The organism is Streptomyces sp. NPDC091416, from assembly GCF_044756845.1.
In the GTDB taxonomy this organism is placed as follows: Bacteria; Actinomycetota; Actinomycetes; order Streptomycetales; family Streptomycetaceae; genus Streptomyces.
Window position 1 is genome coordinate 17,582 of sequence record NZ_JBIVTU010000009.1, and the last position, 26,862, is coordinate 44,443.

The following is a 26,862-nucleotide window of genomic DNA, read 5'->3' on the forward strand; positions in this document are numbered from 1 at the left end:
GGAACGCCGGTACGCACCTCACGATCGCGACCACGGGAGCCCCCTTTGGCTATGCAGCCCACATCCACGACGACCAAGCACATCTTCGTCACCGGGGGTGTCGCCTCTTCCCTCGGCAAGGGTCTGACTGCCTCCAGCCTCGGTGCCCTGCTCAAGGCGCGCGGCCTCCGGGTCACCATGCAGAAGCTCGACCCGTACCTGAACGTCGACCCGGGCACGATGAACCCGTTCCAGCACGGCGAGGTCTTCGTCACCAACGACGGAGCCGAGACCGACCTGGACATCGGCCACTACGAGCGCTTCCTGGACGTGGACCTCGACGGTTCCGCCAACGTCACCACCGGCCAGGTCTACTCGACGGTCATCGCCAAGGAACGGCGCGGCGAGTACCTCGGTGACACCGTGCAGGTCATCCCGCACATCACCAACGAGATCAAGCACCGCATCCGCCGCATGGCCACCGACGACGTCGACGTCGTCATCACCGAGGTCGGCGGCACGGTCGGCGACATCGAGTCGCTGCCGTTCCTGGAGACCGTCCGCCAGGTCCGCCACGAGGTCGGCCGGGACAACGTCTTCGTCGTGCACATCTCGCTGCTGCCCTACATCGGCCCGTCCGGCGAGCTCAAGACCAAGCCCACCCAGCACTCCGTCGCCGCCCTGCGCAACATCGGTATCCAGCCGGACGCCATCGTGCTCCGCGCCGACCGTGACGTGCCGACCGCCATCAAGCGCAAGATCTCGCTGATGTGCGACGTCGACGAGGCCGCCGTGGTGGCCTGCCCGGACGCCAAGTCGATCTACGACATCCCGAAGGTGCTGCACTCCGAGGGTCTGGACGCCTACGTCGTGCGCAAGCTCGACCTGCCGTTCCGGGACGTCGACTGGACCACCTGGGGCGATCTGCTGGACCGCGTCCACAACCCCGACCACGAGGTCACCGTCGCCCTGGTCGGCAAGTACATCGACCTGCCCGACGCCTACCTCTCGGTCACCGAGGCCATCCGGGCCGGCGGCTTCGCCAACAAGGCCCGTGTCAAGGTCAAGTGGGTCGCCTCCGACGACTGCAAGACCCCGGCCGGCGCCAAGAAGCAGCTCGGCGACGTCGACGCCGTCTGCATCCCCGGCGGCTTCGGCGAGCGCGGTGTCATCGGCAAGGTCGGCGCGATCCAGTACGCCCGCGAGAACAAGGTGCCGCTCCTCGGCCTCTGCCTGGGCCTCCAGTGCATCGTGATCGAGGCGGCGCGCAACCTCGCCGAGATCCCCGACGCCAACTCCACCGAGTTCGACGCCGCCACCGCCCACCCCGTCATCTCGACGATGGAGGAGCAGCTGGCGTACGTCGAGGGCGCGGGCGACCTGGGCGGCACCATGCGCCTTGGCCTGTACCCGGCGAAGCTCGCCGAGGGCTCGCTGGTCCGTGAGGCCTACGACGACCAGCCGTACGTGGACGAGCGCCACCGTCACCGCTACGAGGTCAACAACTCCTACCGCGCCGAGCTGGAGAAGAAGGCCGGTCTGGTCTTCTCCGGCACCTCCCCGGACAACAAGCTCGTCGAGTACGTCGAGTACCCGCGCGAGGTCCACCCCTACCTGGTCGCCACGCAGGCGCACCCGGAGCTGCGCTCCCGCCCGACCCGCCCGCACCCGCTCTTCGCGGGCCTGGTGAAGGCGGCCGTCGCACGCAAGACGGGCGCCAAGCCGGTTAAGTAGCGGCATCCCCGCAGGCGTTACGGTTGACCGGGGTACGCATCCTTACGAGGACGCGTACCCCGGTCACTGTTTTTTGTGGGAGGACGTAGATGGGTTTCCAGGACACGCCCGAGGAATGGCCGGTCACCGCGACCGAGACCCCGTTCCGCGGCAAAAAGACCAGCGTCCGCACCGACGACGTCGAGATGCCCGACGGCACGATCGCGCGCCGCGACTACCAGGTCCACCCCGGCTCGGTCGCCGTGCTCGCGCTCGACGACGAGGACCGCGTCCTCGTGCTGCGCCAGTACCGGCACCCGGTGCGCCACAAGCTGTGGGAGATTCCGGCCGGGCTCCTCGACGTCCCCGGCGAGAACCCGCTGCACGCCGCTCAGCGTGAGCTCTACGAGGAGGCGTACGTCAAGGCCGAGGACTGGCGGGTGCTGACCGACGTCTACACGACGCCCGGCGGCTGCGACGAAGCCGTACGCATCTTCCTCGCCCGCAACATCTCCGAGGCGGACGGGGAGCGCTTCGACGTCTCCGAGGAGGAGGCCGACATGGAGCTGGCCCGGGTACCGCTCCAGGATCTGGTGCGGGGTGTCCTCGCCGGGGACCTGCACAACAACTGCCTCGTGGTCGGGGTGCTCGCGCTCACGGCAGTGCTCGCGGGCGACGGTCCCGACTCGCTGCGGCCCGCGGAGGCCCCGTGGCCCGCCCGGCCGTTCGAGGCCTGAGGGCCTGGCGGCCTGAGGGCTTGAGGGCCTGACGGCCTGAGGCCTGGCGGCCCGTTGGGCGCGTGCGGGCGGCGCTCGGCGTGCTCCCCGATATCTCTTCGCGTCCTCCGATCGGAAAAGATGCTGATCCGATCGGGGGACCTCCCCGCCGCGCTCCACCCGATTCGCCCACCGGCCTGAACTACGCTCGGAACGCCCTGACCGGAGTCCCGGCGGGCGACGCGTGCAGCGAAGTGGAGCGTGGCCCGTGACGGATCAGGCGGTGGACACCAGCGGCCCGGCCGAGGCAGCGGGGACCGAGGAGCCGGCCGTCGTCGAACCACCCCGATTCTTCGGCCGCGAGCGCGAGTTGAAGGAACTGCGGGCCGATATCGAACGGGCCGGACTGGACACCATGGCCGGTCGCAAGAGCGGCCGTGTCCGGGTCCTGCTGATCGCGGGCCGCCCCGGATCCGGCCGCACCGCACTGGCGGACGAGCTCGCCCGCAGGCTGCTCGCCGCGGGCGACTACCCCGACGGGATGGTCCGCGTCCGGCTCACCGAGCCCGGCGGCGGCGCCGTCCCCACCGAACGCGCCGCCCGCGAACTCCTGCGCGGGCTGGGGGTGGCCGGGCCGCCCGGCGCGGACGCGGACGAACTCTCCGAGATGGTCCGCGAGGCGCTCGCCGTGCGCCGTGTCCTGCTCCTGCTCGACGACGCCCCCGACGCCGAACAGGTCGACCCGCTGCTGCCGGACAACCCGGACTGTCTCGTCATCGCCACCGCGCAGGGCCCGCTGACCGGCATTCCCGGCGTCCGGCCCTGCACCCTCGGCGGTCTGGACGCGGGCTCCGCCGTCGAACTGCTCGCCGATGCGATCGGGCAGGTCAGGATCACCGTCGACCCGCTCACGGCCGAGACGCTGGCGGAGGAGTGCGGCGGACAGCCCGCCGCACTCGTCATGATCGGGGGCTGGCTGGCCGCCCGGCCGACGGCCTCGGTCGCCGATGTCACCAAACAGCTGCGGGAGCTGCCGGACGACGCCGAGCAGCCCGCCGGCGCCCGCCCACTGGCCCGTGCCTTCCGGCTGGTCCACGACTCCCTGCCGCCGACCGCGGCCCGGATACTGCGGCTGCTCTCCCTCGCCCCGGCCGGACTCGCCGACGCCCACACCGCCTCGGCGCTCGCCGGCTGCTCCGTCTCGGCCGCCCGGACCACCCTCGACGACTTCGTGCGCCTGGGACTGCTGCGCAGCGACGGCGGTGAGCAGCCGCAGTACGAGGTGCCGGGCTGCCTCGCGGCGCTGCTGCGGGCGCTGCTGGAGGACCGGGACCGCCCGGCCGAGATCCAGCTCGCGCAGGCACGGATGCTGGAGCGCACCGTGCGCCTGCTCCAGTCCTGCCGTGCGGTCACCGAACCGGAGGGCTCCCCGTCCCGGCGCAAGCTCGCCGGGCTGCCGCGTTCCCTGCGGTTCCCCGGCCCCGAGGCAGCGGCCGCCTGGCTGCGGATCCGCAGGCCCGCACTGGTCGCCTCCGCCCGGATCGCCGTCGAGGACGGCGAACTCGACACTCTGGCAAGGCGGTTGGTGGCCGCACTGGTCAGGGCGCTGGCCGTGCACGAAGGCACCGAGGCGGCCGCGCCCGAGCTCTACGGGCTGCACGGTCTGGTGCTGGCCGTCGCGGAGCGGCGCGATCTGCCCCGGGAACGGGCGGCCGCCCTCCTCAACCTCGCCGATCTGGACGCCGGCACGGGCCGGACCCGGGAGGCACTGGCCCGCTACCGGGCGGCGCTGGACGCCGGACGGGCCGCGAAGGATCCGTACGCCACCGGCCGAGCCATGGAGTCCGTGGGCGGCGCCTATGCGGAGCTGGGCGACTTCCACCGGGCCTCCGACTGGTACGGCCGGGCGCTGGCCCAGCGCCTCACCCAGGGCGAGCGTGCCGACGAGGCGAGGCTGTACGGGCGGCTGGGCACCGTCCACACCTACGCGGGGCGCTACGGCGAGGCGCTGCGGAACTGGCGCGCGGCGGCGGCCGGCTACCGCAGGCTCGGCGATCTGCCCGCCCACGCACGGGCACTCAGCGAGGTCGCCCGGGTCCAGGAGTACGCGGGCCGTCCGCAGGAGTCCCTGCAGACCTGCCGGGAGGCCGTGGAGTGGGCGCGCCGGGCCAAGGACCTGCGGCTGCAGGCCGCGCTGGAGCTGCGGCTGGCGGACACCCTCGACCGCCTGGGAGACCCCGCAGCTGCGGGGCTGCACAGGGGTGCGGCCGAGAGATTGCTGGGCGAGGAGAGTGCGGCCTACGAAATCCGTAGTGCGGCGACAGAAAATTAATGCTTTGTAAGGCTAGACAGCGAGAAGCCCTTCATTAGACTGGCTCTGCCGCGGGTGTTCGCGGTGTCTCCATTTACACTGCGTATGTCCGGGTCTGCGTAGCCATGCCCGGATAACCCTCTGAGTCAAGGACCGTGATCGACGTGAAGGTCGGCATCCCCCGCGAAGTCAAGAACAACGAGTTCCGCGTGGCGATCACGCCTGCCGGTGTGCACGAGCTCGTCCGCCACGGCCACCAGGTCGTCGTCGAGGAGAACGCCGGGGCAGGTTCCTCCATCACGGACGAGGAGTACGCGGCCGCCGGGGCGCAGATCCTGCCCACCGCCGACGAGGTCTGGGCCACCGCGGACCTGCTGCTGAAGGTCAAGGAGCCGGTCGCCGAGGAGTACCACCGTCTCCGCAAGGACCAGACCCTCTTCACGTACCTGCACCTCGCCGCCTCCCGCGCCTGCACGGACGCGCTCCTGGAGTCCGGCACCACCGCCATCGCCTACGAGACCGTCGAGACCGCGAACCGTGCGCTGCCGCTGCTCGCCCCGATGTCCGAGGTCGCGGGCCGGCTGGCCCCGCAGGTCGGTGCGTACCACCTGATGCGGTCGGTCGGCGGGCGCGGCGTGCTGCCCGGCGGCGTCCCGGGTACCGCGGCCGGCAAGGCCGTCGTCATCGGCGGCGGCGTCTCCGGCTGGAACGCCACGCAGATCGCCGTGGGCCTCGGCTTCCACGTCACGCTGCTCGACAGGGACATCAACAAGCTCCGCGAGGCCGACAAGATCTTCGGCACCAAGGTGCAGACCGTCGTCTCCAACGCCTTCGAGCTGGAGAAGGCCGTCATCGAGGCCGACCTCGTCGTCGGAGCCGTGCTCATCCCCGGAGCGAAGGCCCCGAAGCTGGTCACCAACGAGCTCGTCGCCAAGATGAAGCCCGGAAGTGTACTTGTCGACATTGCAATTGATCAGGGTGGCTGCTTCGAGGACTCGCACCCGACGACGCACGCCGAGCCGACCTTCATGGTTCACGACTCGGTGTTCTACTGCGTCGCGAACATGCCGGGCGCCGTCCCGAACACCTCGACGTACGCCCTCACCAACGCGACGCTTCCCTACATCGTGGAGCTCGCGAACCGTGGCTGGGCCGAGGCGCTGCGCCGGGACGCCGCGCTCGCCAAGGGTCTCAACACCCATGACGGGCAGGTTGTTTACCGCGAGGTGGCCGAGGCGCACGGCCTCGGCCACGTCGAACTGAGCACGCTTCTCGGCTGACGGGTCAACACCCTTCGTCAACCTCACGCGTCCGGCCGGACCTTGCCGAGCAAGGTCCGGCCGGACGCGTGTCGGGCCCCTCCGGGCCTGCGAGCAACTCGTCTCGAACGTAACCCTTTAACCGATTCGTGCACCCGCGAAAAGTGTGCCCGGGGGGCTGCGCGCCCTTGACAGCGGGGTGTTCGATTGCCGACACATCGGGCCGGGTCCGGCGGATTGTGTTGCTGCGGACCGGTGACACGCCATAGAGTCGCCAATCGTCGGCATGGTGCCACGCTGACCTATCGATAAGTTTCCTGGTCACGTCCAAGGAGGTAAGACGACTTGTGAATGAGTCGACATTTACTCCCGGGGGTGTTCATCCAGGGATGCCGGCGCGGGGCCAGAGCCCGAACGGGCTGGAGGCTGTCGGCTCCGTCGCTGTCCGCACCTTCGCCACCCACCAGCACATGACGACAGCCCCCCAGATGATGGACGGCCTACACGTGAACGCCATGGCCGGCAACGAGAGTGGCCGGGATACCGCCCACTTCGCCGACTTCGACGAAGCGCCCCAGGGGCACTTCTACGACCCAGACGCCGAGTACGAGCCCGATCCGGAGTACGCGGCCACGCTCGCGCCCGACGCCGCCCGGCAGCGCCGCGAGCGGATCGGCCCGACCGGCCGGCCCCTGCCCTACTTCCCGATCCCGGGCCCGCTCACCGACCACGGCCCCGCGAAGATCATCGCGATGTGCAACCAGAAGGGCGGCGTCGGCAAGACCACGTCGACCATCAACCTGGGAGCGGCGCTCGCGGAGTACGGCCGGCGCGTCCTGCTCGTCGACTTCGACCCGCAGGGAGCCCTGTCGGTCGGCCTCGGCGTCAACCCGATGGAGCTCGATCTCACCGTCTACAACCTGCTCATGGAGCGGGGCATGGCGGCCGACGAGGTCCTCCTGAAGACCGCCGTGCCCAACATGGACCTGCTGCCGAGCAACATCGACCTGTCGGCCGCAGAGGTCCAGCTGGTCAGCGAGGTCGCCCGCGAGTCCACGCTGCAGCGTGCCCTGAAGCCGCTGATGGCCGACTACGACTACATCGTGATCGACTGTCAGCCCTCGCTCGGCCTGCTCACCGTGAACGCGCTGACCGCCGCGCACAAGGTCATAGTGCCGCTCGAGTGCGAGTTCTTCGCGCTGCGTGGTGTGGCGCTGCTCACCGAGACCATCGAGAAGGTCCAGGAGCGGCTCAACCCGGAGCTGGAGCTCGACGGCATCCTCGCCACCATGTACGACTCCCGTACGGTGCACAGCCGCGAGGTCCTCGCGCGCGTCGTCGAGGCCTTCGACGATCACGTGTACCACACGGTCATCGGTCGCACGGTCCGCTTCCCGGAGACCACGGTCGCCGGCGAGCCCATCACCACGTACGCCTCCAACTCGGTCGGTGCCGCCGCCTATCGCCAGCTCGCCAGGGAGGTGCTCGCCCGGTGTCACGCCGAGTGAGTCTGCCCGGGGCCGACGAACTGTTCCGTACCACCGGGGGGATGGGGCTGCAGTCCTCGTCCCCCGCGGAGCGGCGGCGCAAGGCGAACGGTGAGACCCGGGTGCCGGCTCCGGCCGGCGAGGCGGATTCCGGGGACGGCGCGGCGGGGGAGGGCTCCGAGGCCTCCGCCGGCGCGGCCCCCTCCTCGCAGGAGGAACACTCCGCGGCGGACGCCGAGGCCAACGCCGGCGGCTCGCGCAGCCGCGGCGGCGAGAGTGACCGCGTCGCGGTGGCCGCACAGGCCGGACGACGCCCGCAGCCGCCGTCCTCGCAGGAACCGGTGCCCGCCCCCGTCGTCCAGCAGCAGCGCAGGCGCGGCGGCGGACGCGGCGCGAACAGGCGGCCCAGCGGCCGGGAACGCCACGACGAGAAGATCACGGTCTACGTCTCCGCCGAGGAGCTGATGGACCTCGAACACGCGCGGCTCGTACTGCGCGGCGAGCACGGCCTTGCCGTCGACCGCGGGCGGATCGTCCGTGAGGCCGTCGCCGTGGTCCTCGCGGACCTGGAGTCACGGGGCGACGCGAGCATCCTCGTAAGGCGGCTGCGCGGCCGCTGAGCGGCACGGCGCCGGTAGCCTGCCCGCAGGGCGGCCGCCGGCCGAGCGGTGCGGCCCGTCCCCGTACGGGCCGCCGCCCGTCGGCGCTGTCCCTGTACCGTCGCACCCTGGATCTCCATGCCGACACCCGACCAGCCCGCCCGTGCCTCCCGCCGCCCCCTGGGCCGCGGGCCGGGCGGCGGACCCGTGCCCGGGGACGGGGTGGCAGCGCCGGCGGTGGGCCCGGTCCCGGACGAGGCCGTCGAGGGCGAGGCCCCGGCAGCCGACGACGCGCCCGTAGCCGTAGCTCCCGCTCCTCCCGCACCGGAGCCCGATCCGGCCCCCGCCCCCGCATCCGACGGCGGGCATCCCGATCCAGCCCCTGCCTCCGCATCCGACGGCGGGTCTTCCGATCCGGTCTCCGTCCCCGCCCCGACCCCCGACGACGGGCGTTTCACCGTCCGGCTGGCCAACTTCGAGGGCCCGTTCGATCTGCTGCTCCAGCTCATCTCCAAGCACAAGCTGGATGTGACCGAGGTCGCCCTGTCCAAGGTCACCGACGAGTTCATGGCCCACATCCGGGCCATGGGACCCGACTGGGACCTCGACCAGACCACCGAGTTCCTCGTCGTCGCCGCGACCCTCCTCGATCTGAAGGCCGCCCGGCTGCTGCCCGCCGCCGAGGTGGAGGACGAGGGTGACCTGGCACTCCTGGAGGCCAGGGACCTGCTCTTCGCGAGGCTGCTCCAGTACCGCGCGTACAAGCGCATCGCCGAGATCTTCAGCGCACGCCTCGAATCCGAGGGCCGGCGCTTCCCCCGTACCGTCGGGCTGGAGCCGCATCACGCGCAGCTGCTGCCCGACGTCGTCATCAGCATCGGGGCCGAGGGCTTCGCGCGGCTCGCCGTGAAGGCGATGCAGCCCAAGCCCAGGCCGCAGGTCTACATCGACCACATCCACGCCCCCCTGGTCAGCGTGCGTGAACAGGCCGGGATCGTGGTGGAGCGGCTCCGCGAGGCGGGGGAGATCAGCTTCCGGGAGCTGACCGAGGACGCTCCGGACACCCTGACCGTCGTCGCGCGGTTCCTCGCCCTGCTGGAGCTCTACCGGGAGAAGGCCGTCGTCCTGGACCAGGAGGAGGCGCTCGGCGAGCTCACCGTGCGCTGGGCCGGGGGAGAGGGAGCCGGGCCCACCGTGACGGACGAGTTCGATCAGGAGGCACAGGACGTGGACGACGTGCAGGATGCACAGCGGGGGGACGTGAAGGAATGAGCGAGCAGGACGTCACCGGCTCCGCCGTCGCGGACCTCGACCTCAAGCCCGCGCTGGAGGCCGTCCTCATGGTCGTCGACGAGCCCGCGACCGAGGAGCACCTGGCCAAGGTGCTGGAGCGGCCCCGGCGGGCCGTCGCCGACGCGCTGCGGGAGCTGGCGGACGAGTACACCGTCCAGCGCCGCGGTTTCGACCTCAGGCTCGTCGCGGGCGGCTGGCGCTTCTACACGCGCCCGGAGTACGCGCCGGCGGTCGAGGGCTTCGTCCTGGACGGGCAGCACGCCCGTCTGACGCAGGCGGCACTGGAGACCCTGGCGGTGGTCGCGTACCGCCAGCCGGTGAGCCGGTCGAGGGTCTCGGCGGTGCGCGGCGTGAACTGTGACGGGGTCATGCGGACCCTGCTGCAGAGGGGTCTGGTCGAGGAAGCGGGCGCGGAACCCGAAACAGGTGCGATCCTGTACAGGACGACGAACTACTTTCTGGAGCGAATGGGCCTGCGTGGCCTGGACGAGCTCCCGGAGCTCGCGCCCTTCCTCCCCGAGGCGGACGCGATCGAGGCTGAGACGCTAGAGGGTGTGCCGTCGTTCGATCCGGACGCACCGGACACCCCGGATACTCACGCACACGACAAGACGGAATTTTGATGCGAAGCAGTGGCAGGAACAGCGGCAGCAGCGGCGCCGGCGGCAGGAGCGGCGGCAACAGCGGCGGCGGTGCCAGGAGCGGCGGCAGCGGCGGCGGCAGGAGCAGCAGGAACAACGCCGGCACGGGCAGGAACAGCAACCCGAACGCCCGGACTCCCAGCTCCGGGCGCGACGACAAGCAGGACCAGCGTCCCCGCCGCCCCCGCCCCGAGGAGCGCCGCTACGACGTCGGCAACGACAAGCCGGGCGGCGACGGCGGTACCCGCAAGGGCCGCGGCGAGGCCGCCCGCGGCGGCGCGAAGGGCGGTCCGAAGGCGGCGTCGGGCGGCTCCAGGGGCGGCGGCCGGCGTGCCCCGTACGGCTCCCCGGCCCGCTCGCGCGAGCTCGACGCCAAGATCGAGCAGCGCAACCGCGACAGGTACGCGGACAAGCCCGAGATCAAGACGCCCAAGACCCACCCGGGCGCCGAGCAGGAGGGTGAGCGGCTGCAGAAGGTCCTCGCCCGGGCCGGCATGGGCTCGCGCCGCGCGTGCGAGGAGCTCATCGAGCAGTCCCGCGTCGAGGTGAACGGCGAGATCGTCGTCGAGCAGGGCATGCGGGTCGACGTGCACCACGACGAGATCAAGGTGGACGGCCTGACCGTCGCCACCCAGTCGTACCTCTTCTTCGCGCTGAACAAGCCGGCCGGTGTCGTCTCCTCCATGGAGGACCCGGACGGCCGCCAGTGCCTCGGCGACTACGTCACCAACCGTGAGACGCGTCTCTTCCACGTCGGCCGGCTGGACACCGAGACCGAGGGCATCATCATGCTCACCAACCACGGCGAGCTGGCCCACCGTCTCACTCACCCGAAGTACGGCGTGAAGAAGACCTACCTCGCCGCCATCCAGGGCCCGCTCCCGCGCGACCTGGGCAAGCGGCTCAAGGACGGCATCCAGCTGGAGGACGGGTACGCCCGTGCCGACCACTTCCGTGTCGTCGAGAACACCGGCAAGAACTACCTCGTCGAGGTGACCCTCCACGAGGGCCGCAAGCACATCGTCCGCCGGATGCTGGCCGAGGCCGGCTTCCCCGTCGAGCGGCTCGTGCGCACGTCCTTCGGGCCGATCCCGCTGGGCGACCAGAAGTCGGGCTGGCTGCGCCGGCTCACCAACACCGAGGTGGGCATGCTGATGCGCGAGGTCGGTCTGTAGACCACCCCGCCGGGTCCGCGACGTCCGCGGAACCGCACCGCTCACGGCCCGCGGCCGGTTCCCGTTCGATTGCTGAACAGGAACCGGCCGCGGGTCTTTTGCTGCCCCCGTTCCGCCTTTATAGTCAGAGTGACTATTAAGGAGGCGGGTGTGAGTCTCGCGGATGTACTCGATCCCCTGCAGCAACCCCTGGTGACGGTTCTGGACACCCCGGTCAGCTGGACCGAGGTGCTGGGCTTCGGCAGCGGGGCGCTGTGCGTCTGGCTCGTGGCCCGCCAGCACCTCGCCAACTGGCCGATCGGCATCGCCAACAACGTCTTCTTCGTCCTGCTGTTCGCCCAGTCCGGTCTGTACGCGGACGCGGGCCTCCAGATCGTCTTCATCGCCCTTGCCGCGTACGGCTGGTGGACCTGGACCCACGGGGGTGGACCAGGGACGGACGGCCTGCCGGTGCGGCGCACCACCCGCACCGAATGGGCCGGGCTGCTCGCGGCAGGGGCGGTGGGGACCCTCGCGCTGACCGTTCTGCTCGACCGGGCCACCGATTCGACGGTGCCCTTCTGGGACGCCCTGACGACCGCACTGTCGCTCGCGGCGACGTACGGGCAGTGCAGGAAGCTCGTCGAGTCGTGGTGGCTGTGGATCGCCGCCGACGTGGTCTACATCCCGCTGTACGCCTACAAGGAGCTCTATCTGACCTCGCTGCTGTACGCCGGATTCCTGACGCTGTGCCTGATCGGCCTGCGCAACTGGACACGGGACCTCGCCGTCCGCGCCCCGGAGCGCGTGGAGGCCGTGGCATGAAGCGTTTCGCACACGGGCTGGTGCTCGGGAAGTTCTACCCGCCGCACGCCGGCCACCACCACCTCGTCCGCACCGCCCGGGACCGCTGCGAGCGGCTGACCGTGCTGGTCTGCGCCGCCTCGGTGGAGTCGGTGCCGCTCGCCGACCGGGTCGCCTGGATGCGCGAGGTGCATCCGGACGTGACGGTGGTGGGCGCCATGGACGACACCCGGATGGATCTCCACGACCCGGCGATCTGGGACGCCCACATGGCCGTCTTCACCGGGGCCGTGCCCGAACCCGTGGACGCCGTCTTCACCTCGGAGACGTACGGCGACGAACTGGCCCGCCGCTTCGGCGCCGAGCCCGTCTGCGTCGACCCGGACCGCACTCTCTTCCCGGTCTCCGGCACCGCCGTCCGCGCGGATCCGGCCGGCTGCTGGGACTTCCTCGAACCCCCGGTCAGGGCGGCGCTCACCCGGCGTGTCGTCGTCCTCGGCGCCGAGTCCACCGGCACCACCACCCTGGCCCGTGACCTCGCCGCGTACTACCGGCGGCGCGGAGGCGTCTGGGCGCACACGGGCTACGTCGCCGAGTACGGGCGTGAGTTCAGTGAGCGGAAGCTCGCCGCGCTGCGCGCCCGGTGGCCCGAGGCCCAGTGGGAGGACGTCGCCTTCACCACCCACGACTTCCCGCTCATCGCCGAGACCCAGAACGCCCGCGAGGAGGCCGCGGCCCGCGTCGGCTCCCCGCTGCTCGTCTGCGACACGGACTCCTTCGCCACGACCGTGTGGCACGAGCGGTACGTCGGAGGCCGCAACCCCCTCGTCGAGCGCACGGCCGACCGGGTCACCCACCACCTGTGGCTGCTCACCGACCACGAGGGCGTCGCCTTCGAGGACGACGGACTGCGCGACGGCGAGGAGCTGCGGCCCTGGATGACCGAGCGCTTCCGGGCCGAACTCACCCGTACGGGAAGGACGTTCACCGAAGTCACCGGCAGCAGGACCGAACGGCTGGCCGCCGCCGTCGCGGCCGTGGACACCCTGCTCGCCGAGGGCTGGAACTTCGCCGCGCCCCTCCCGGAGCGACGATGAGCGCCGCCGCGCCCGAGGGCTACGACCCGCACGCCTTCGAGCCGTTCGCCGTCACCGTCGACCTCGCCGTCTTCACCGTCCGCGCGTCCCGGCTGCACGTCCTGCTCGTCGAACGGGGCGAGGACCCGTACAAGGGCCACTGGGCGCTGCCCGGCGGCTTCGTGCTGCCCCGCGAGTCGGCGGGGACCGCGGCCCGCAGGGAACTGGCGGAGGAGACCGGACTGACCGAGGACACCGTCCCGTCCCTCCATCTGGAGCAACTGCGCACCTACACCGACCCGGACCGCGACCCGAGGATGCGGGTCGTGTCCGTCGCCTACGCCGCCCTCGTCCCCGATCTGCCCGAACCGCGCGGCGGCGGCGACGCGGCCGGCGCCCAGTGGTGGGACGCCGGACGGCTCGGCACGCTCGCCTTCGACCACGACCTCATCCTCGCCGACGCCCGGGCCAGGATCGGCGCCAAACTCGAGTACACCTGCCTGGCCACCGCGTTCTGCCCGCCCGAGTTCACCCTGGGAGAGCTCCAGCAGGTGTACGAGACGGTCTGGGGCGTCGAGCTGGACCGGCCCAACTTCCGGCGCAAGGTCCTCGCCACACCCGGCTTCGTCCAGGCCGTGGAAGGACCGCCGCGCCGCACCGGAGGACGGGGAAAACCGGCCGCCCTCCACCGGGCGGGTGCCGCCACCGCCCTGCATCCTCCTCTGCTGCGACCGGAAGGAAGAAGCACATGACCGTGACCAGGACCCTCACCAAACAGGCCGCCACCGGCGCGCTCACCGGGCTCGCGCTCGGCGACGCACTGGGCTTCCCCACCGAGTTCAACAACGTGCCGGCGATCCTCGCCAAGTGCGGGCCGTGGCGCCAGATGCGGCTGCCGAAGCCGGCGATCGTCACCGACGACACCCAGATGACCCTGGCCCTCGGCCGCGGGATCCGCACCGCCATGGACCGCGGACTGCTCACCCCGCTGCGCCTGGCGCGGCCGGTGCGCGAGGAGTTCGTCGACTGGTACCACTCGCCCGACAACAACCGAGCCCCCGGCCGCACCTGCATGACCGCCTGCCGTCTGCTCGACAGCGACCGCCTCTGGCAGGAGGCCAGCCAGACCGGTTCCAAGGGCTGCGGCGCCAACATGCGCGTCGCGCCCGTCGGACTCGTCCCCGGACTGAGCGAGGAACAGCGCGCCGGGGCCGCCCAGCTCCAGGCGGCCCTCACCCACGGACACCCGACCGCGCTCGCCGCGTCCGACCTGACGGCCCGCGCGGTGTACCTGCTGGCCCAGGGCGCTGAGCCGATGGGCCTGATCGGCCAGTTGCGCAGCTACGCGTACGAGAACAGCAACCGCTACCTCACCCGCTGGCTCGGCGACCTCTGGCGCCACGCGGGCGACTCCTCCCCGGAGCTGTACATCCAGCGCGGCTGGGACGAGTGCCTCACCGCCCTGGCCCGGGTCCAGGACGCCCTGCGCCACCCGTCCCCGGAGACCGACCCCTGCGAGAGCACCGGAGACGGCTGGACGGCCGAGGACGCCATCGCCACGGCCCTGCACTGCTTCCTGCTCTTCCCCGAGGAACCCGTCACCGCTCTGCGCCGCGCCGCCTGCACCCGGGGCGACTCGGACTCGCTCGGCTGTCTGACCGGCGCGCTGGCCGGGGCGCACCTGGGCTCGGCGGCCTGGCCCAAGGAGTGGTCGGAGCGGATCGAGTACCGGAGCGACCTGCTGTCCCTGGGGGCGCTCTGGGACGCTTGAGCCATGCTCACGAACACCGCACTCCTCCAGGCGGCCGGGCTGCCGGTCACCGACCTCGGCCCGGTCCTCGCCGGGGAACGCCACCCGCTGCTGTTCGCCACGGTCTCCGGGGCGCATCTGTACGGGTTCCCCTCCCGGGACTCGGACGTGGACCTGCGGGGGGTCCACGTCCTGCCCGCCGAGGACCTGGTGGGGCTGCGTGAGCCCGAGGAGACCCGCTCGCGGATGTGGGACGGCGACGACGGGGTGGAGATGGACCTGGTCACCCACGACCTGCGCAAGTTCGTCCGGCTGATGCTGAAGCCGAACGGCTACGTGCTGGAGCAGCTGCTGTCGCCGCTGGTCGTGCACACGACCGCCCTGCACGCCGAACTGGTGGCCCTCGCCCCGGCCGTCCTCACCCGCAACCACGCCCACCACTACCGCGGATTCGCCCGCACCCAGTGGCGGCTCTTCGAGAGGACCGGCGAACTGAAACCGCTCCTGTACACCTTCCGGGCGCTGCTCACCGGCATCCATCTGATGCGCAGCGGCGAGGTGCTCGCCCATCTGCCGACCCTGCTCGGCCGGGTGCCGACGCCGTCGTACCTCCCCGGCCTGATCGAGGCCAAGGCCGCGGCCGAACACGGGGGAGCGGACGGGGTGGACGCCGTGGCGGCGGCCAGGGACGTCGAGTCGCTGCACGGGGTGCTCGACGGGGCACAGGCGGACTCGGGGCTTCCGGACGGGGCGAGCGCATTCGACGCACTGCACGAACTGGTGGTGCGGGCGCGCCTCGCCCCGCCCTCAGCCGGCTGAACCGTCCGCGGCCGGCGGGCCGGCCAGGGCCGACGCACGCCGGGCGCGGACCAGGAAGTCCTCGATCCGCGCCCGGTCCGGCCTCTCCGGCAGCGGGGAGACGGCGGCCGCCTCGTCGCTCTCCTCGGACAGCCGCGTCATCCGCCGCTCCACCTCCGCCCAGGCCACCTCGCCCCGCCTGACCTCCAGCAGCCCGTCCCGGGCCTCGCCCACGTCGATCGTGAGCTCTCCCGTACGCAGCAGGTCCCGGCAGCTCGCCAGCAGCCGCAGCAGGTGCATCGCGTGCTTCCAGCGCGGCGCCCCGTGGCTCCGGACGTCCGCCTCCAGCTTCCGGCGCTGACCCAGCGCATACCGGACGAAGGTCTGGTGGGCCTGCCGGGACAGGAACGCCTCGCGCAGGGAGAGGAGCTCACGGCCCGTCGCGTCGATCCGCTCCACCAGGGGCGAGTGCAGGCACTCCAGCACATTGGGATTGGCCCGCAGCGCCAGTGCGCAGAACCGCTCCAGCTCCCAGGAGAACTGCTCGTCGGCCGGCCCGTCGACATGCGTCGGAGGCTTGTCGAACCGCCAGAACAACGCGGTCGGGGCGAGGAACACCCCGCGCCGGTCCGTGTCGCTGCCCTCCGTCGCGAGCCCGAAGGCGCGCGAACCCATCACGCAGGAGTAGACCGTGTGGTCGCGGACCAGGGACGCGTCGCCGGGGGAGATCATGCGGGGAGGGTACGCGCCCCCGCCCGGCCCGTGCCGCTGCCGCGTCTCACGGACAGGGCGGCCCGGCGCGGGGCGCCTTCGCCCCCTTAGGCTGAAACGCAAGCGCAGACGCGGCAGGAACAGGCAAGGAGCACGACGTGGCGGTACGAGCGGTCCGTGGAGCCGTCCAGCTTGAGCGGGACGAGGCCGGACACATGGACGAGCAGGTCGGGGCGCTGCTCACCACCGTCCTGGAGCGCAACAGCCTGGTCGCGGACGACCTGATCAGCATCTGGTTCACGGCGACACCCGATCTGCACTGCGACTTCCCGGCCGCCGCGGCACGCGGCATCGGTATCGTCGACGTACCGCTGATCTGCGCCCAGGAACTGGACGTCGAAGGGGCCATGCCCCGGGTGGTACGGATCCTCGCCCATGTCGAGACGTACCTCGCCAAGGCCGAGATCGCCCACGTCTACCTCGGCGCCACCGCCTCCCTCCGCAAGGACATCGCCCAGTGAGAACCGCCGTCGTCATCGGAACGGGCCTCGTCGGCACCTCCGCGGCCCTCGCCCTCGCCGGGCGCGGCATCAAGGTCCACCTCGTCGACCACGACCCGGAGTCGGCGCGTACGGCGGCCGCCCTCGGAGCCGGTACGGACGAGCAGCCCGAGGGCCGCGTCGACCTGGCGATCGTCGCCGTGCCGCCGGCCCACACCGCGACCGTGCTCGCCACCGCCATCGGCAGCGGCGTCGCCCGCGGCTACCTCGACGTGGCGAGCGTGAAGGGCGGACCGCGCCGCGAGCTGGAGGCGCTCGGCGTCGACCTCACCCCGTACATCGGTACGCACCCGATGGCCGGCAAGGAGCGCTCCGGCCCGCTCGCCGCCACCGCCGACCTCTTCGAGGGCCGGCCCTGGGTCCTCACGCCCACGCGTGACACCGATACCGAGGTCCTCAACCTCGCGCTGGAGCTGGTCGCGCTCTGCCGCGCCGTTCCGGTCGTCATGGACGCCGACGCCCACGACCGGGCCGTCGCCCTCGTCTCCCACACCCCGCAGCTGATCTCGTCCATGGTCGCCGCCCGACTGGAGGAGGCCGACGAGACCGCGGTGCGCCTGTGCGGCCAGGGCATCAGGGACGTCACGCGGATCGCGGCCTCCGACCCCCGGATGTGGGTGGAGATCCTGTCCGCCAACCCCGGCCCCGTCGCCGATGTGCTGGCCGGGGTCGCCGCCGATCTGGAGGAGACCGTCACCGCGCTGCGCGGGCTGCAGTCCGCCGACGAGGACAAGCGGCGCGCGGGCACCGATGGCATCCAGGACGTCCTGCGCCGCGGCAACGCGGGCCGGGTCAGGGTGCCCGGCAAGCACGGGGCCGCCCCCGCCTCGTACGAGGTCGTGGCCGTCCTCATCAGCGACCGCCCCGGCGAACTGGCCGGGATCTTCGCGGACGCGGGCCGGGCCGGGGTCAACGTCGAGGACGTCCGGATCGAGCACGCCACGGGGCAGCAGGCGGGCCTCGTCCAGCTGATGGTCGAACCGAGCGCCGCCCCGGCACTCGGCGCCGCCCTGCGCGAGCGGGGCTGGTCGATCCGGCAGTAGCCGCAGCGGCGGCCCGCCTCCCGGGCCCTTGGGGCACCGGGCCGGGAGGCACTTTTCCACAGGGGTGGTCGGGCCCGCCCCGGCACTCGGTAACCTTGTGCGGGGCGGGTTCACGCGTCCCGTCCCGCCCGCCCCGTGTACCAGGAAGGTGTCCACCACCGTGGAAACCGTAAGCACCGCCGCCCGGACCGCCCCGGCCGCAGTGATCGTCGCCATCGACGGCCCCTCCGGAACCGGCAAGTCCAGCACGTCCAAGGCCGTCGCCGCCCAGCTCGGCCTCAGCTACCTGGACACCGGTGCCCAGTACCGGGCGATCACCTGGTGGATGCTGAACAACGGCATCGACGTGCAGGACGCGGCGGAGGTGGCCACCGCGGCCGCCAAGCCGGTCATCGTCTCCGGCACCGACCCCACCGGCCCGACGATCACCGTCGACGGCGAGGACGCCTCCGGCCCGATCCGTACGCAGGAGGTCACCTCCAAGGTCAGCGCCGTCAGCGCCGTCCCCGAGGTGCGCGCCCGCATCACCGAGCTCCAGCGCACCATCGCCGCCGGAGCGGAGAAGGGCATCGTCGTCGAGGGCCGCGACATCGGCACCACCGTGCTGCCCGACGCCGACATCAAGATCTTCCTTACCGCGTCCCCGGAGGCCCGCGCGGCCCGTCGCAGCGGCGAGGTCAAGGGCTCCGACCTGGCCGCCACCAAGGAGGCGCTGATCAAGCGGGACGCGGCCGACTCCGGCCGCAAGACCTCGCCGCTCGCCAAGGCGGGCGACGCGGTCGAGGTGGACACCACCGAGCTGACCCTCCAGCAGGTCATCGAGTGCGTCGTGACCCTCGTCGGGGAGAAGCAGGCCGCCAAGTGACCCCTGCCACGAGCGCGCCCACGCTGCGCGGAGCGGCGGTCGGACGCGGCATCGGGATCGGGCTGATGTACGGGCTCTTCAAGCCCCGCGTACTCGGCGCCTGGCGGGTTCCCGCCTCCGGACCCGTCATACTCGCGGTGAACCACTCGCACAACATCGACGGGCCGATGCTGATGGGCACCGCGCCCCGGCCCGTGCACTTCCTGATCAAGAAAGAGGCGTTCGTCGGCCCTCTGGACCCGTTCCTGCGCGGAATCGGTCAGCTGAAGGTGGACCGTTCGATCGCCGACCGCACCGCCATCACCCACGCCCTCGGCGTGCTGGAGGACGGCGGGGTGCTCGGGATCTTCCCCGAGGGCACCAGGGGCGAAGGAGACTTCGCCTCGCTGCGCGCCGGACTGGCGTATTTCGCGGTACGCAGCGGGGCGCCGATCGTGCCCGTGGCCGTCCTGGGAAGCACCGAGCGCCGCGGACGGTTGATATCGGCACTGCCGCCGTTGCGCAGCCGTGTCGATGTCGTCTTCGGCGAGGCGTTCGCCGCGCAAGAGGGCGTGCGAAGCTCGTATACGGGTGGCGGCGGGCGACAGGCGGGCCGCAGCGGCCTGCGGACGCGCAAGGCGCTGGACGAGGCGACGGTGCGCATCCAGGGACGGCTGACCGGCCACCTGGAGCAGGCCAGGCGCCTCACCGGGCGCACCGAGTAAGACGTGAGTAGTGGACCGCGTGCTGCGCGGTCCATCGATGATGCAAAGAGGAACGGACTTCATGAACGACCAGATTCACTCCGGCGGCTCGGACCACGAGCACGGAGCGCTTGGCGATGCCGAGTACGCGGAGTTCATGGAGCTCGCCGCGCAGGAGGGGTTCGACCCCGAGGACGTCGAGGGTGCCATCGGTGAGGCCGGTCACGGCCCGCTGCCCGCGCTCGCCATCGTCGGCCGCCCCAACGTCGGCAAGTCGACGCTGGTGAACCGGATCATCGGCCGTCGTGAGGCCGTGGTCCAGGACAAGCCCGGCGTCACCCGTGACCGCGTCAGCTACGAGGCCGAATGGGCGGGCCGCCGCTTCAAGGTCGTCGACACCGGTGGCTGGGAGCAGGACGTCCTCGGGCTGGACGCCTCCGTCGCCGCCCAGGCCGAGTACGCGATCGAGATGGCCGACGCGGTCGTCTTCGTGGTCGACTCGACGGTCGGCGCCACCGACACCGACGAGGCCGTCGTCAAGCTGCTGCGCCGTTCCGGCAAGCCCGTCGTGCTCTGCGCCAACAAGGTCGACGGACAGAGCGGCGAGGCGGACGCCACCGCGCTCTGGTCGCTCGGCCTCGGCCAGCCGCACCCGGTCTCCTCGCTGCACGGCCGCGGCACCGGCGACATGCTGGACGCCGTGCTGGAGGCGCTCCCCGAGGCCCCGGCCCAGTCGTTCGGCACGGCGGTCGGCGGCCCGCGCCGCATCGCCCTGATCGGCCGTCCGAACGTCGGCAAGTCCTCGCTGCTGAACAAGGTGGCCAACGAGGACCGCGTCGTCGTCAACGAGCTGGCCGGCACCACCCGTGACCCGGTCGACGAGCTGATCACCCTCGGTGGCATCACCTGGAAGTTCATCGACACGGCGGGTATCCGGCGCCGGGTCCACCTCCAGGAGGGCGCGGACTACTACGCCTCGCTGCGTACCGCGGCCGCCGTGGAGAAGGCGGAGGTCGCCGTGATCCTGATCGATTCCAGCGAGTCGATCAGTGTCCAGGACCAGCGCATCGTCACCATGGCCGTCGAGGCCGGGCGCGCGATCGTCGTCGCCTTCAACAAGTGGGACACCCTCGACGAGGAGCGCCGCTACTACCTGGAGCGCGAGATCGAGACGGAGCTCGCGCAGGTCGCGTGGGCCCCGCGGGTCAACGTCTCGGCCCTCACCGGCCGTCACATGGAGAAGCTGGTCCCGGCGATCGAGACCGCGCTCGCCGGCTGGGAGACCCGCGTTCCCACCGGCCGGCTGAACGCCTTCCTCGGCGAGATCGTCGCCTCCCACCCGCACCCGATCCGCGGTGGCAAGCAGCCCCGCATCCTGTTCGGCACCCAGGCGGGCACCACGCCGCCGCGCTTCGTGCTCTTCGCCTCCGGCTTCCTGGAGCACGGTTACCGTCGGTTCGTCGAGCGTCGGCTGCGTGAGGAGTTCGGCTTCGAGGGCACGCCGATCCACATCTCGGTGCGGGTCCGCGAGAAGCGCGGCCGCAACAAGTAGGAGGCCGAGGCGGGCGCCCGGCGCCGCCCTGCGCCCGCGCCAGGCACCCCGGGGCCTCCATCCCCGCCCGCCTAGGCCCTTGAGGCCCTCCGAGGCCCTCAAGGGCCCCGGAGGGCCCCTGAGCACACGACAGAGCCCCGGACCACTCGTCGAACGAGTGGTCCGGGGCTCTGTCGTACGGGTCAGGCTCCCCGTGAGCCCGGCGGCAGCGCCGCAGCCGGCCGTCCCCCGCCCGCATGCCGTCCGACCCGCTGCCACGAGCCGAGGCTCCCCGTGTGGCTGCTCGGACCGCCGCCCTGTCCGCCGGTACCAGTGGCGGTACTCCCCGCTCCACCGTGCCCGGAGTGGCCGCTCAGCGGGGCGCGGGAGCCGAAGAACCCGGAACCGAAGGCCGGCAGCCCCAGACCCTCCTCGCCGCTCCGATCGCCCGGCAACGCCCTGAACGACCTGCGGAACTCGGAGTACAGCGCGTCGTAGATCGGCGTGTGGGACGGGCCGCCCGATGGGTCCTGCGCGGGACGCATGGAAGGGATCGGACTCGGACGCTGGTGGGAGGGGTCGTATGAGTGCACGTATGTGCCAACGACCCCGCCGTCCGTCGGATGCGGGCCCGCGGGAGAAATCGCAGTTCGCCGCAGACGCGCGGGGTGCGCGGTCATGATCAGGTCCCGGCCAGCGGCATCGCGGCCGCGACGAGCAGTCCGCGGGCCGCGGCCCTCTCCAGGGCGTCGCGCAGCAGGTCCTCGCGGGGCTGCTGGCCGATCGAACCGGCTGGGGCCGCGTAGACCAGAACGGTCTGCGACTTGTTGGCCGCGGTCCGCCAGCCCTCGGTGACCTGAAGGGGTGCGTGCGCCTGCCACCAGGCCACCGGAGCCCCGCCGCCCGTGCCCGGCTGGAGGACCGCGTGCAGCTGCCCCATGGCGAGCAGGATCGACCAGCCGTGCAGGACCTCGGGGACCTGGTCCATCCGGTGGACCGGGCGGAACCCCTGCTCCAGCAGCAGCGAGAGGAACTCGTCACCGGCGCTGCCGTCGGTGCCCGGGCGGGCGATGGCACCGGTCGGCTCGACGACCAGGGCGGGGTGGAGCTCGTCGTCGATCAGGACGAGGCCGCTGGTGATCCCGAGTACCGCCTGCTCGGGCGTCAGGCGCTGCGGGGCCTCCTGCTCGCTGCCGGTGATGCTGCGTACGGCCCCCTGGAGCTGCTCCTCGGCGACCTGGACCACCTGCGACGGGATGCAGCTCGCGTGGGCGAAGGCCAGGACGGCGGTCTCGTCGCCCACGAACAGCACCGTGCTGGTGCGCTCCTGCTCGGAGTCGCCGGGGGTGCGGCAGGAGGTGCAGTCGTAACTGCCGGGGGCGTTGTCGCCGACGAGCAGCCGGTCGGCTTCGGCGTCGCCGATCTCGGCGCGTACGTCCTCGCTGACGTCGAGCATGCGCGGCACGGGTGGCTCCTCGGACTCGGTACGTGCGCCGGGCGGTTCCCGGCTCATGAAGGAGACAACGGGTGAGCCGCTGCCGGGGTCACGCGGGAAGGGGAACGGGATCGGACCGTGCCGCATGTTCGAATGGGTGATACCAGGGCAAACGCAGACATGAAGGAAAGGTGTCGTACGCAGGTGAGTCACCCGGCCCAGAGGTGCCGGCCGCGCCCGGGCGGGCCTGGGCGGCGGAGCACGGGAACCGCCGGCCGCTCGCGGCCGAGGTGCTCGGCGCGGCTCCCGGCAGGGCGTGCGCGACCGTAATCCGGATGGCCCCGGTGTCCGTCATACGGGCAGAAGGAGGGCGCGGCGGGGCCGTGGTGGGATGGTGTGGATATCGTCGGCTCGGTATAAGGGCGCGATAAGGAAGGGTGAATTCCTGGTGGTGCGGTCCTTTACGGATGGCCACTCCGGCAGGGAATCAGCGCCACTCGGCAGTCGTTATTCCGTCCGTTTTCCGTACTCTTTCGAACCGCTTCGGTGATCGTTTTCCGCCCTGTGTGATTACTGTGCGTTCGATGCGGAATCGTGCGTCCGAACGAATGACCTCACGGGGAACACGTGTAGTGATCCTGTGACACAAGTGTGACCGGCGGGGTACGTGAGGATGCGGTGTGACCGCGGGCTCCCCGGCTTCCGTCGCGGTCGGCAGCCGCCTACGGTGAGAGGCATGGCACCCGTACCGACTCCCTCCGCCCAGCCCGACGACACCCCCGGCGCCTATGTGGGCCTCGACTCCGACGCCGCCGAACGGCGGGCCCGGGAGCGCGGCTGGGCCACGGTCAGAGCCCTGCCGCCGGGCACCGTGATCACCATGGAGTTCCAGAGCGGCCGGATCAACTTCGAGGTCGAGGCGGGCGTCGTCAGGCGCTGCTGGACCGGCTGAGGGCCCGATGCCGTGTGAGGGCCGCCCGGCCCCGTGCATGACGGAAGGCCCCGACCGGAGTCGGGGCCTTCCGTCATGCACGGGCGTGGCGCGTATCAGGCCCGGGTTCTGCGAGGTCAGCCGCCCGCCACCGGCCGGGCGGGGGCCGCGCCGCCGCGGGGCGAGCGCTCCGTGTGCGGCGGCCGGCGACTGCCGGCCGGAGTGACCGGGGTCCGCTCGGAGCGCGCGGTGTGGCCCGGGTGTGCGGGCGGGGCGGTGTGCGCACGGGGGCGGCCGCCGGTGGCCGTGACCACCGTCGTCTGGTGCCCGCCGTTGCCGGCCGGTTCGCGGGCGGCGCCCTGCACCGCGTCGCCCGGGGCCGGCAGCCCGGCCGTCGCCGGCCGGGGAGCGGTGGCCGGAGCGGGTGCCGGTGCCGCGGTCCTGCCGCGGGCGCTGAGCCATTCACGGGCCGCGAAGATCCAGTTCTCGGCCCGGGTGATCAGGGGTTCGACCCAGGGCAGGCCCAGGAGGATCAGCAGCCCCGCCGCCCATCCGAGCACCACGTCGCTGAGCCAGTGCGTACCGAGGTAGACCGTCGTCAGGCCGACCCCGAGCGAGACGATCGCGGACATGGCCGACAGATAGCGCCTGGCCCGGGGCGTGGCGGCCAGATAGGCGAGGATTCCCCAGGTCACGACGGCGTTGGCGGTGTGGCCCGAGGGAAATATATCGCCGCCGGCGAAGAGCTCCGCCGATCCGATCTGCGTCGCGTAGTGCGGGCCGAGCCGGCCGAGGCCGATCTTGACCGCACCCACCGTCACGTTGAGCAGCAGGAGTGAGGCGCCCAGCGTCAGCAGGGGCCGCAGGGTGTGCTGCCGCCAGGAGCGCCAGCCCAGCCAGCAGGCGACCATGACCGCCGTCGGTCCGCGCTGGCCGAGGACGACGTAGTAGTCGAGGAAGGCGTGGATTCCGGGCCACTGCTCGTACGGCCGGAAGAGCATGACCTTCCAGTCCAGGGCCACCAGCCAGGACGACATGAGCACGGCAATGACGATGGCCAGATAGAACGCCAACGTCCCGCCGAAGAGAGCGATGCGGTGGGGGCTCATCCGCGGTGTCTCTATCTTCGGCGGTTCCGGCTCCCGGTCCAGACGGGCAAAGATGTCGGTACGCACCCAATCGACGTTACAGCGAGTGAGTGGGTGAGCCGGTCGATCCGGCCGCTTTGTGATGACGATGTGATGTGGACTATGTCTCAGCGTGAGCCGATTTTCTGAGTTTCCGGCAGTCCGGAATTCCTTTCGATCCATTCATTCGGCGGACGCTTCCGTAAACATATTCGGTGAGGAACGGAAAGGTGATCCAGGTGCCCGGGAGCATTAGTCCCCGGTGCCCGTGAGAGGGAACGGACGGTGTCGGTCCGGTTACTGGACGCCTTCGGGCGGCGCGCGCCGGAGGCCCCCGCGGCCTCCCGGAGCCCCTGGCTCCTGCGGCGGGAGGGCCGGTTGCCGCAGGTCGGTGCGGTGTCCCGGTGGGGGGCGGGTCGGGCATCCGGAGTGGCGTACGCCACACTCGACGGCGGCGGCCGGTATGAGATGGGCCACGTGTGGCCCTGTCGAACTCGCGTACGCTGACGGATCACTCGCCCGTCGATGCCGGGCCCGGAGGGACAGCGGACGCTGAATCCCCGGGGGGCCTGCCGAGCGCGAGGGACCTTTTGGGAGGTAGATGCATGTCCGGGACGACCACAGCCCGAATCCGTCTGCGCGAAGCCGCCGACGGTGCCAATCGATGGGTCGTCCTGGTCGTCCTCTGCCTCAGCCTGCTGCTCGTGGCGCTCGACGCGACCGTGCTGCATGTCGCGGTCCCCGCCGTCACCGAGGACCTGCGGCCCAGCGCCGTCGGCCTGCTCTGGATCGTCGACGTCTATCCGCTGGTCTGCGCGTCCCTGCTGATCCTCTTCGGCACGCTCGGCGACCGCGTCGGACGCCGGCGCATCCTGCTGCTCGGCTACGCGCTCTTCGGGGTCGCCTCCGCCGTCGCCGCCATGGCCGACAGCGCGGGCGTGCTCATAGCGGCCCGGGCCCTGCTCGGTGTCGGCGGCGCGATGATCATGCCGGCCACCCTGTCTATCCTCCGGCAGGTCTTTCCCGACCGCCGCGAGCGGGCCGTGGCCATCGGCGTGTGGTCGGCCGTCGCCGCCGTCGGCGCCGCCACCGGCCCGGTCATCGGCGGCTTCCTCGTCGAACACTTCTGGTGGGGCTCGGTCTTCCTCATCAACATCCCGCTGATGGCCCTGATCCTGCCGCTCGGCCGGCTGCTGCTCCCGGAGTCCCGGGGCAGCGACGACGGCCCCTGGGACGTGCTCGGCGCGCTGATGGCCGCCGCCGGTGTCCTCGGTGTCGTCCTCGGGGTGAAGCGGGCGGGGACCGGCGAGGGACTGGTCGGCCCGGGCACGCTCGTGCCGCTGCTGGCCGGCATCGTGCTGCTGGCCGCGTTCGTCCGCCGGCAGAAGCGCCGGACGCATCCGCTGATCGACATCGGGATGTTCGCCAGGCCCGCCTTCACCACCGCGGTGGGCTGCATCGTCCTCGCCATGCTCGCTCTGGTCGGCCTGGAGCTGATCGCCGTCCAGTACCTCCAGCTGGTCCTGGACCTCAGCCCGCTGGAGACCGGGTTGCGACTGCTGCCGCTCACCTTCGCGGCGATGGCCGCGGGTGCCAGCGGCTCGTACACCCTGCGCCGGATCGGGCCGCGCCGGATGGTCGGCTGGGGTTTCGTCCTGACGGCCGCCGCGGTGCTGATGCTGACCGCGATGGGCCAGCACGACCGGCCCGGCCTGCTGACCGTGTCCTTCGTCCTGCTGGGCTTCGGCCTGCAGTCCACGCTCTTCGGCGCGTACGAGTCCATGCTCAGCGAGGCGCCCGCCGACCGGGCCGGCGGGGCCGCCGCGATAGGCGAGACCTCCTACCAGCTGGGCGCCGGCATGGGCATCGCCCTGCTCGGCAGCGTGATGAACGCCGCGTACACCCCCGGCCTGGCCAAGCTCCCCGACGAAGGGGTCCCCGCCGCCGCCGGCGCCGCCGCGGCGCACTCGCTCGGTGAGGCCTACCAGGTCGCCGCGCAGCTGGGCGGTCCGCTCGGCGCCGTACTGCGTTCCACCGCCCGGGACGCCTTCGTCGGCGGGCTGCACATCACCTTGCTGGTCAGCGCGGGTCTGCTGCTTCTCGGGGCCCTCGCGGCGCTGAAGCTGCCCCGCGCGATGGAGTGCCCGCCGCCGCTCTGCGAGCCCCGGGAATCCATGGACGGCGAGGAGCTGCCCGGCCCCCGGGAGGCGCTCGGCCACCACGAGTCTCCGCACCCGCACGAGGTGCCGGACCGGGAGCGGCCCGAGGTGCTGCTCCGGCTGCCCGCGCGGCGCGCGCCGGCCGAGGCGACGGGCTCTGGACGCGCGGCACACTGAGTCGTAACGTCGGCAGGACGCCGCAACTAACACTGCTAGTTTTCGGCGTTCCCCACCGAC

Annotated in this window: 25 protein-coding genes; 21 read left to right on the plus strand and 4 right to left on the minus strand. The window is 71.8% G+C overall.

Going from position 1 to position 26,862, the window contains the following annotated elements:
* The first annotated feature begins 51 nt into the window (after positions 1-51).
* The 14 genes from ACIQMX_RS25605 (at position 52) to ACIQMX_RS25670 (ending at position 15,601) form a co-directional block, all read left to right on the plus strand.
* Complete coding sequence (locus tag ACIQMX_RS25605; RefSeq protein WP_148016028.1) at positions 52-1,713, plus strand: CTP synthase; 1,662 nt, start codon at positions 52-54, stop codon at positions 1,711-1,713.
* Positions 1,714-1,802: 89 nt separating this feature from the next.
* Entirely contained in the window at positions 1,803-2,429 is a 627-nt protein-coding gene (locus tag ACIQMX_RS25610) for an NUDIX hydrolase (RefSeq protein ID WP_363078170.1), read from the plus strand.
* 247 nt (positions 2,430-2,676) lie between these two features.
* A complete protein-coding gene (locus tag ACIQMX_RS25615; RefSeq protein ID WP_402481457.1) occupies positions 2,677-4,740 on the plus strand; it encodes a tetratricopeptide repeat protein in 2,064 nt (687 codons plus the stop codon).
* Between the two features lie 143 nt (positions 4,741-4,883).
* Positions 4,884-5,999 carry an alanine dehydrogenase gene (ald, locus tag ACIQMX_RS25620; RefSeq protein WP_402481915.1) on the plus strand — a complete coding sequence of 372 codons (1,116 nt, stop codon included), beginning with the start codon at positions 4,884-4,886 and terminating at the stop codon, positions 5,997-5,999.
* 368 nt (positions 6,000-6,367) lie between these two features.
* Positions 6,368-7,486 (plus strand): ParA family protein, encoded by a 1,119-nt coding sequence (locus ACIQMX_RS25625; protein WP_323177982.1) that lies wholly within the window; start codon positions 6,368-6,370, stop codon positions 7,484-7,486.
* A complete protein-coding gene (locus ACIQMX_RS25630) occupies positions 7,483-8,085 on the plus strand; it encodes a hypothetical protein (RefSeq protein ID WP_363078211.1) in 603 nt (200 codons plus the stop codon). Before ACIQMX_RS25625 ends, ACIQMX_RS25630 begins: the two co-directional genes overlap by 4 nt.
* 117 nt (positions 8,086-8,202) lie before the next feature.
* Positions 8,203-9,336, plus strand: a complete 1,134-nt coding sequence (locus tag ACIQMX_RS25635) for a segregation and condensation protein A (protein ID WP_402481460.1) — start codon at positions 8,203-8,205, stop codon at positions 9,334-9,336.
* Positions 9,333-9,980, plus strand: a complete 648-nt coding sequence (gene scpB, locus ACIQMX_RS25640) for an SMC-Scp complex subunit ScpB (protein WP_363078178.1) — start codon at positions 9,333-9,335, stop codon at positions 9,978-9,980. The genes ACIQMX_RS25635 and scpB overlap by 4 nt, the downstream gene beginning before the upstream one ends.
* The gene (locus ACIQMX_RS25645) at positions 9,980-11,173 is read left to right on the plus strand and encodes a pseudouridine synthase (RefSeq protein WP_402481464.1); all 1,194 of its coding nucleotides are present in this window, start codon (positions 9,980-9,982) and stop codon (positions 11,171-11,173) included. The genes scpB and ACIQMX_RS25645 overlap by 1 nt, the downstream gene beginning before the upstream one ends.
* Positions 11,174-11,323: 150 nt before the next feature.
* Positions 11,324-11,977 (plus strand): nicotinamide riboside transporter PnuC, encoded by a 654-nt coding sequence (pnuC, locus tag ACIQMX_RS25650; protein WP_402481465.1) that lies wholly within the window; start codon positions 11,324-11,326, stop codon positions 11,975-11,977.
* The gene (locus tag ACIQMX_RS25655; RefSeq protein WP_363078184.1) at positions 11,974-13,053 is read left to right on the plus strand and encodes an AAA family ATPase; all 1,080 of its coding nucleotides are present in this window, start codon (positions 11,974-11,976) and stop codon (positions 13,051-13,053) included. Before pnuC ends, ACIQMX_RS25655 begins: the two co-directional genes overlap by 4 nt.
* Entirely contained in the window at positions 13,050-13,784 is a 735-nt protein-coding gene (locus tag ACIQMX_RS25660; RefSeq protein ID WP_363078186.1) for an NUDIX domain-containing protein, read from the plus strand. Before ACIQMX_RS25655 ends, ACIQMX_RS25660 begins: the two co-directional genes overlap by 4 nt.
* The gene (locus tag ACIQMX_RS25665; protein ID WP_363078188.1) at positions 13,781-14,803 is read left to right on the plus strand and encodes an ADP-ribosylglycohydrolase family protein; all 1,023 of its coding nucleotides are present in this window, start codon (positions 13,781-13,783) and stop codon (positions 14,801-14,803) included. The genes ACIQMX_RS25660 and ACIQMX_RS25665 overlap by 4 nt, the downstream gene beginning before the upstream one ends.
* Before the next feature lie 3 nt (positions 14,804-14,806).
* Complete coding sequence (locus ACIQMX_RS25670; protein ID WP_402481470.1) at positions 14,807-15,601, plus strand: DNA polymerase beta superfamily protein; 795 nt, start codon at positions 14,807-14,809, stop codon at positions 15,599-15,601.
* On the opposite strand, the gene ACIQMX_RS25675 is transcribed toward ACIQMX_RS25670, so the two are convergent.
* The gene (locus ACIQMX_RS25675) at positions 15,590-16,312 is read right to left on the minus strand and encodes a DNA polymerase beta superfamily protein (RefSeq protein WP_402481473.1); all 723 of its coding nucleotides are present in this window, start codon (positions 16,310-16,312) and stop codon (positions 15,590-15,592) included. The two genes, ACIQMX_RS25670 and ACIQMX_RS25675, sit on opposite strands and share 12 nt — an antisense overlap.
* Before the next feature lie 137 nt (positions 16,313-16,449).
* Between ACIQMX_RS25675 and aroH the strand changes: the two genes are divergently transcribed.
* The 5 genes from aroH (at position 16,450) to der (ending at position 20,994) form a co-directional block, all read left to right on the plus strand.
* Positions 16,450-16,812, plus strand: coding sequence for a chorismate mutase (aroH, locus tag ACIQMX_RS25680; RefSeq protein ID WP_402481476.1), 363 nt, complete (start codon positions 16,450-16,452; stop codon positions 16,810-16,812).
* Positions 16,809-17,894 carry a prephenate dehydrogenase gene (locus tag ACIQMX_RS25685; RefSeq protein ID WP_363078195.1) on the plus strand — a complete coding sequence of 362 codons (1,086 nt, stop codon included), beginning with the start codon at positions 16,809-16,811 and terminating at the stop codon, positions 17,892-17,894. The genes aroH and ACIQMX_RS25685 overlap by 4 nt, the downstream gene beginning before the upstream one ends.
* Positions 17,895-18,042: 148 nt before the next feature.
* Entirely contained in the window at positions 18,043-18,759 is a 717-nt protein-coding gene (gene cmk / locus ACIQMX_RS25690; RefSeq protein ID WP_363078197.1) for a (d)CMP kinase, read from the plus strand.
* Positions 18,756-19,463, plus strand: a complete 708-nt coding sequence (locus tag ACIQMX_RS25695; protein ID WP_363078199.1) for a lysophospholipid acyltransferase family protein — start codon at positions 18,756-18,758, stop codon at positions 19,461-19,463. The genes cmk and ACIQMX_RS25695 overlap by 4 nt, the downstream gene beginning before the upstream one ends.
* A gap of 61 nt (positions 19,464-19,524) precedes the next feature.
* A complete protein-coding gene (der, locus tag ACIQMX_RS25700; protein WP_363078201.1) occupies positions 19,525-20,994 on the plus strand; it encodes a ribosome biogenesis GTPase Der in 1,470 nt (489 codons plus the stop codon).
* A gap of 182 nt (positions 20,995-21,176) precedes the next feature.
* On the opposite strand, the gene ACIQMX_RS25705 is transcribed toward der, so the two are convergent.
* Complete coding sequence (locus ACIQMX_RS25705) at positions 21,177-21,518, minus strand: hypothetical protein (RefSeq protein ID WP_363078971.1); 342 nt, start codon at positions 21,516-21,518, stop codon at positions 21,177-21,179.
* 137 nt (positions 21,519-21,655) lie between these two features.
* On the minus strand, positions 21,656-22,438 hold the full coding sequence (locus ACIQMX_RS25710) for a hypothetical protein (RefSeq protein ID WP_363078970.1): 783 nt from the start codon (positions 22,436-22,438) through the stop codon (positions 21,656-21,658).
* Positions 22,439-23,144: 706 nt separating this feature from the next.
* Between ACIQMX_RS25710 and ACIQMX_RS25715 the strand changes: the two genes are divergently transcribed.
* Complete coding sequence (locus ACIQMX_RS25715; protein WP_402481481.1) at positions 23,145-23,360, plus strand: I78 family peptidase inhibitor; 216 nt, start codon at positions 23,145-23,147, stop codon at positions 23,358-23,360.
* A 116-nt stretch (positions 23,361-23,476) separates the two neighbouring features.
* Here ACIQMX_RS25715 and ACIQMX_RS25720 read toward each other — a convergent pair whose 3' ends face one another.
* Positions 23,477-24,514: a phosphatase PAP2 family protein gene (locus ACIQMX_RS25720; RefSeq protein WP_363073863.1), complete on the minus strand. Its 1,038-nt coding sequence runs from the start codon at positions 24,512-24,514 to the stop codon at positions 23,477-23,479.
* Between the two features lie 557 nt (positions 24,515-25,071).
* Between ACIQMX_RS25720 and ACIQMX_RS25725 the strand changes: the two genes are divergently transcribed.
* Positions 25,072-26,802, plus strand: a complete 1,731-nt coding sequence (locus ACIQMX_RS25725) for an MFS transporter (RefSeq protein WP_402481484.1) — start codon at positions 25,072-25,074, stop codon at positions 26,800-26,802.
* The last annotated feature ends 60 nt before the right edge of the window (positions 26,803-26,862 follow it).

Coding starts and splice junctions, on each gene's coding strand:
- ACIQMX_RS25605 (WP_148016028.1), top strand. CDS start 52: ATGCAGCCCACATCCACGACGACCAAGCACATCTTCGTCACCGGGGGT.
- ACIQMX_RS25655 (WP_363078184.1), top strand. CDS start 11,974: ATGAAGCGTTTCGCACACGGGCTGGTGCTCGGGAAGTTCTACCCGCCG.
- ACIQMX_RS25635 (WP_402481460.1), top strand. CDS start 8,203: ATGCCGACACCCGACCAGCCCGCCCGTGCCTCCCGCCGCCCCCTGGGC.
- der (WP_363078201.1), top strand. CDS start 19,525: ATGAACGACCAGATTCACTCCGGCGGCTCGGACCACGAGCACGGAGCG.
- ACIQMX_RS25670 (WP_402481470.1), top strand. CDS start 14,807: ATGCTCACGAACACCGCACTCCTCCAGGCGGCCGGGCTGCCGGTCACC.
- ACIQMX_RS25645 (WP_402481464.1), top strand. CDS start 9,980: ATGCGAAGCAGTGGCAGGAACAGCGGCAGCAGCGGCGCCGGCGGCAGG.
- ACIQMX_RS25625 (WP_323177982.1), top strand. CDS start 6,368: ATGCCGGCGCGGGGCCAGAGCCCGAACGGGCTGGAGGCTGTCGGCTCC.
- ACIQMX_RS25715 (WP_402481481.1), top strand. CDS start 23,145: ATGGCACCCGTACCGACTCCCTCCGCCCAGCCCGACGACACCCCCGGC.
- ACIQMX_RS25725 (WP_402481484.1), top strand. CDS start 25,072: ATGTCCGGGACGACCACAGCCCGAATCCGTCTGCGCGAAGCCGCCGAC.
- ACIQMX_RS25660 (WP_363078186.1), top strand. CDS start 13,050: ATGAGCGCCGCCGCGCCCGAGGGCTACGACCCGCACGCCTTCGAGCCG.
- ACIQMX_RS25610 (WP_363078170.1), top strand. CDS start 1,803: ATGGGTTTCCAGGACACGCCCGAGGAATGGCCGGTCACCGCGACCGAG.
- ACIQMX_RS25675 (WP_402481473.1), bottom strand. CDS start 16,312: ATGATCTCCCCCGGCGACGCGTCCCTGGTCCGCGACCACACGGTCTAC.
- ACIQMX_RS25665 (WP_363078188.1), top strand. CDS start 13,781: ATGACCGTGACCAGGACCCTCACCAAACAGGCCGCCACCGGCGCGCTC.
- scpB (WP_363078178.1), top strand. CDS start 9,333: ATGAGCGAGCAGGACGTCACCGGCTCCGCCGTCGCGGACCTCGACCTC.
- ACIQMX_RS25705 (WP_363078971.1), bottom strand. CDS start 21,518: ATGCGTCCCGCGCAGGACCCATCGGGCGGCCCGTCCCACACGCCGATC.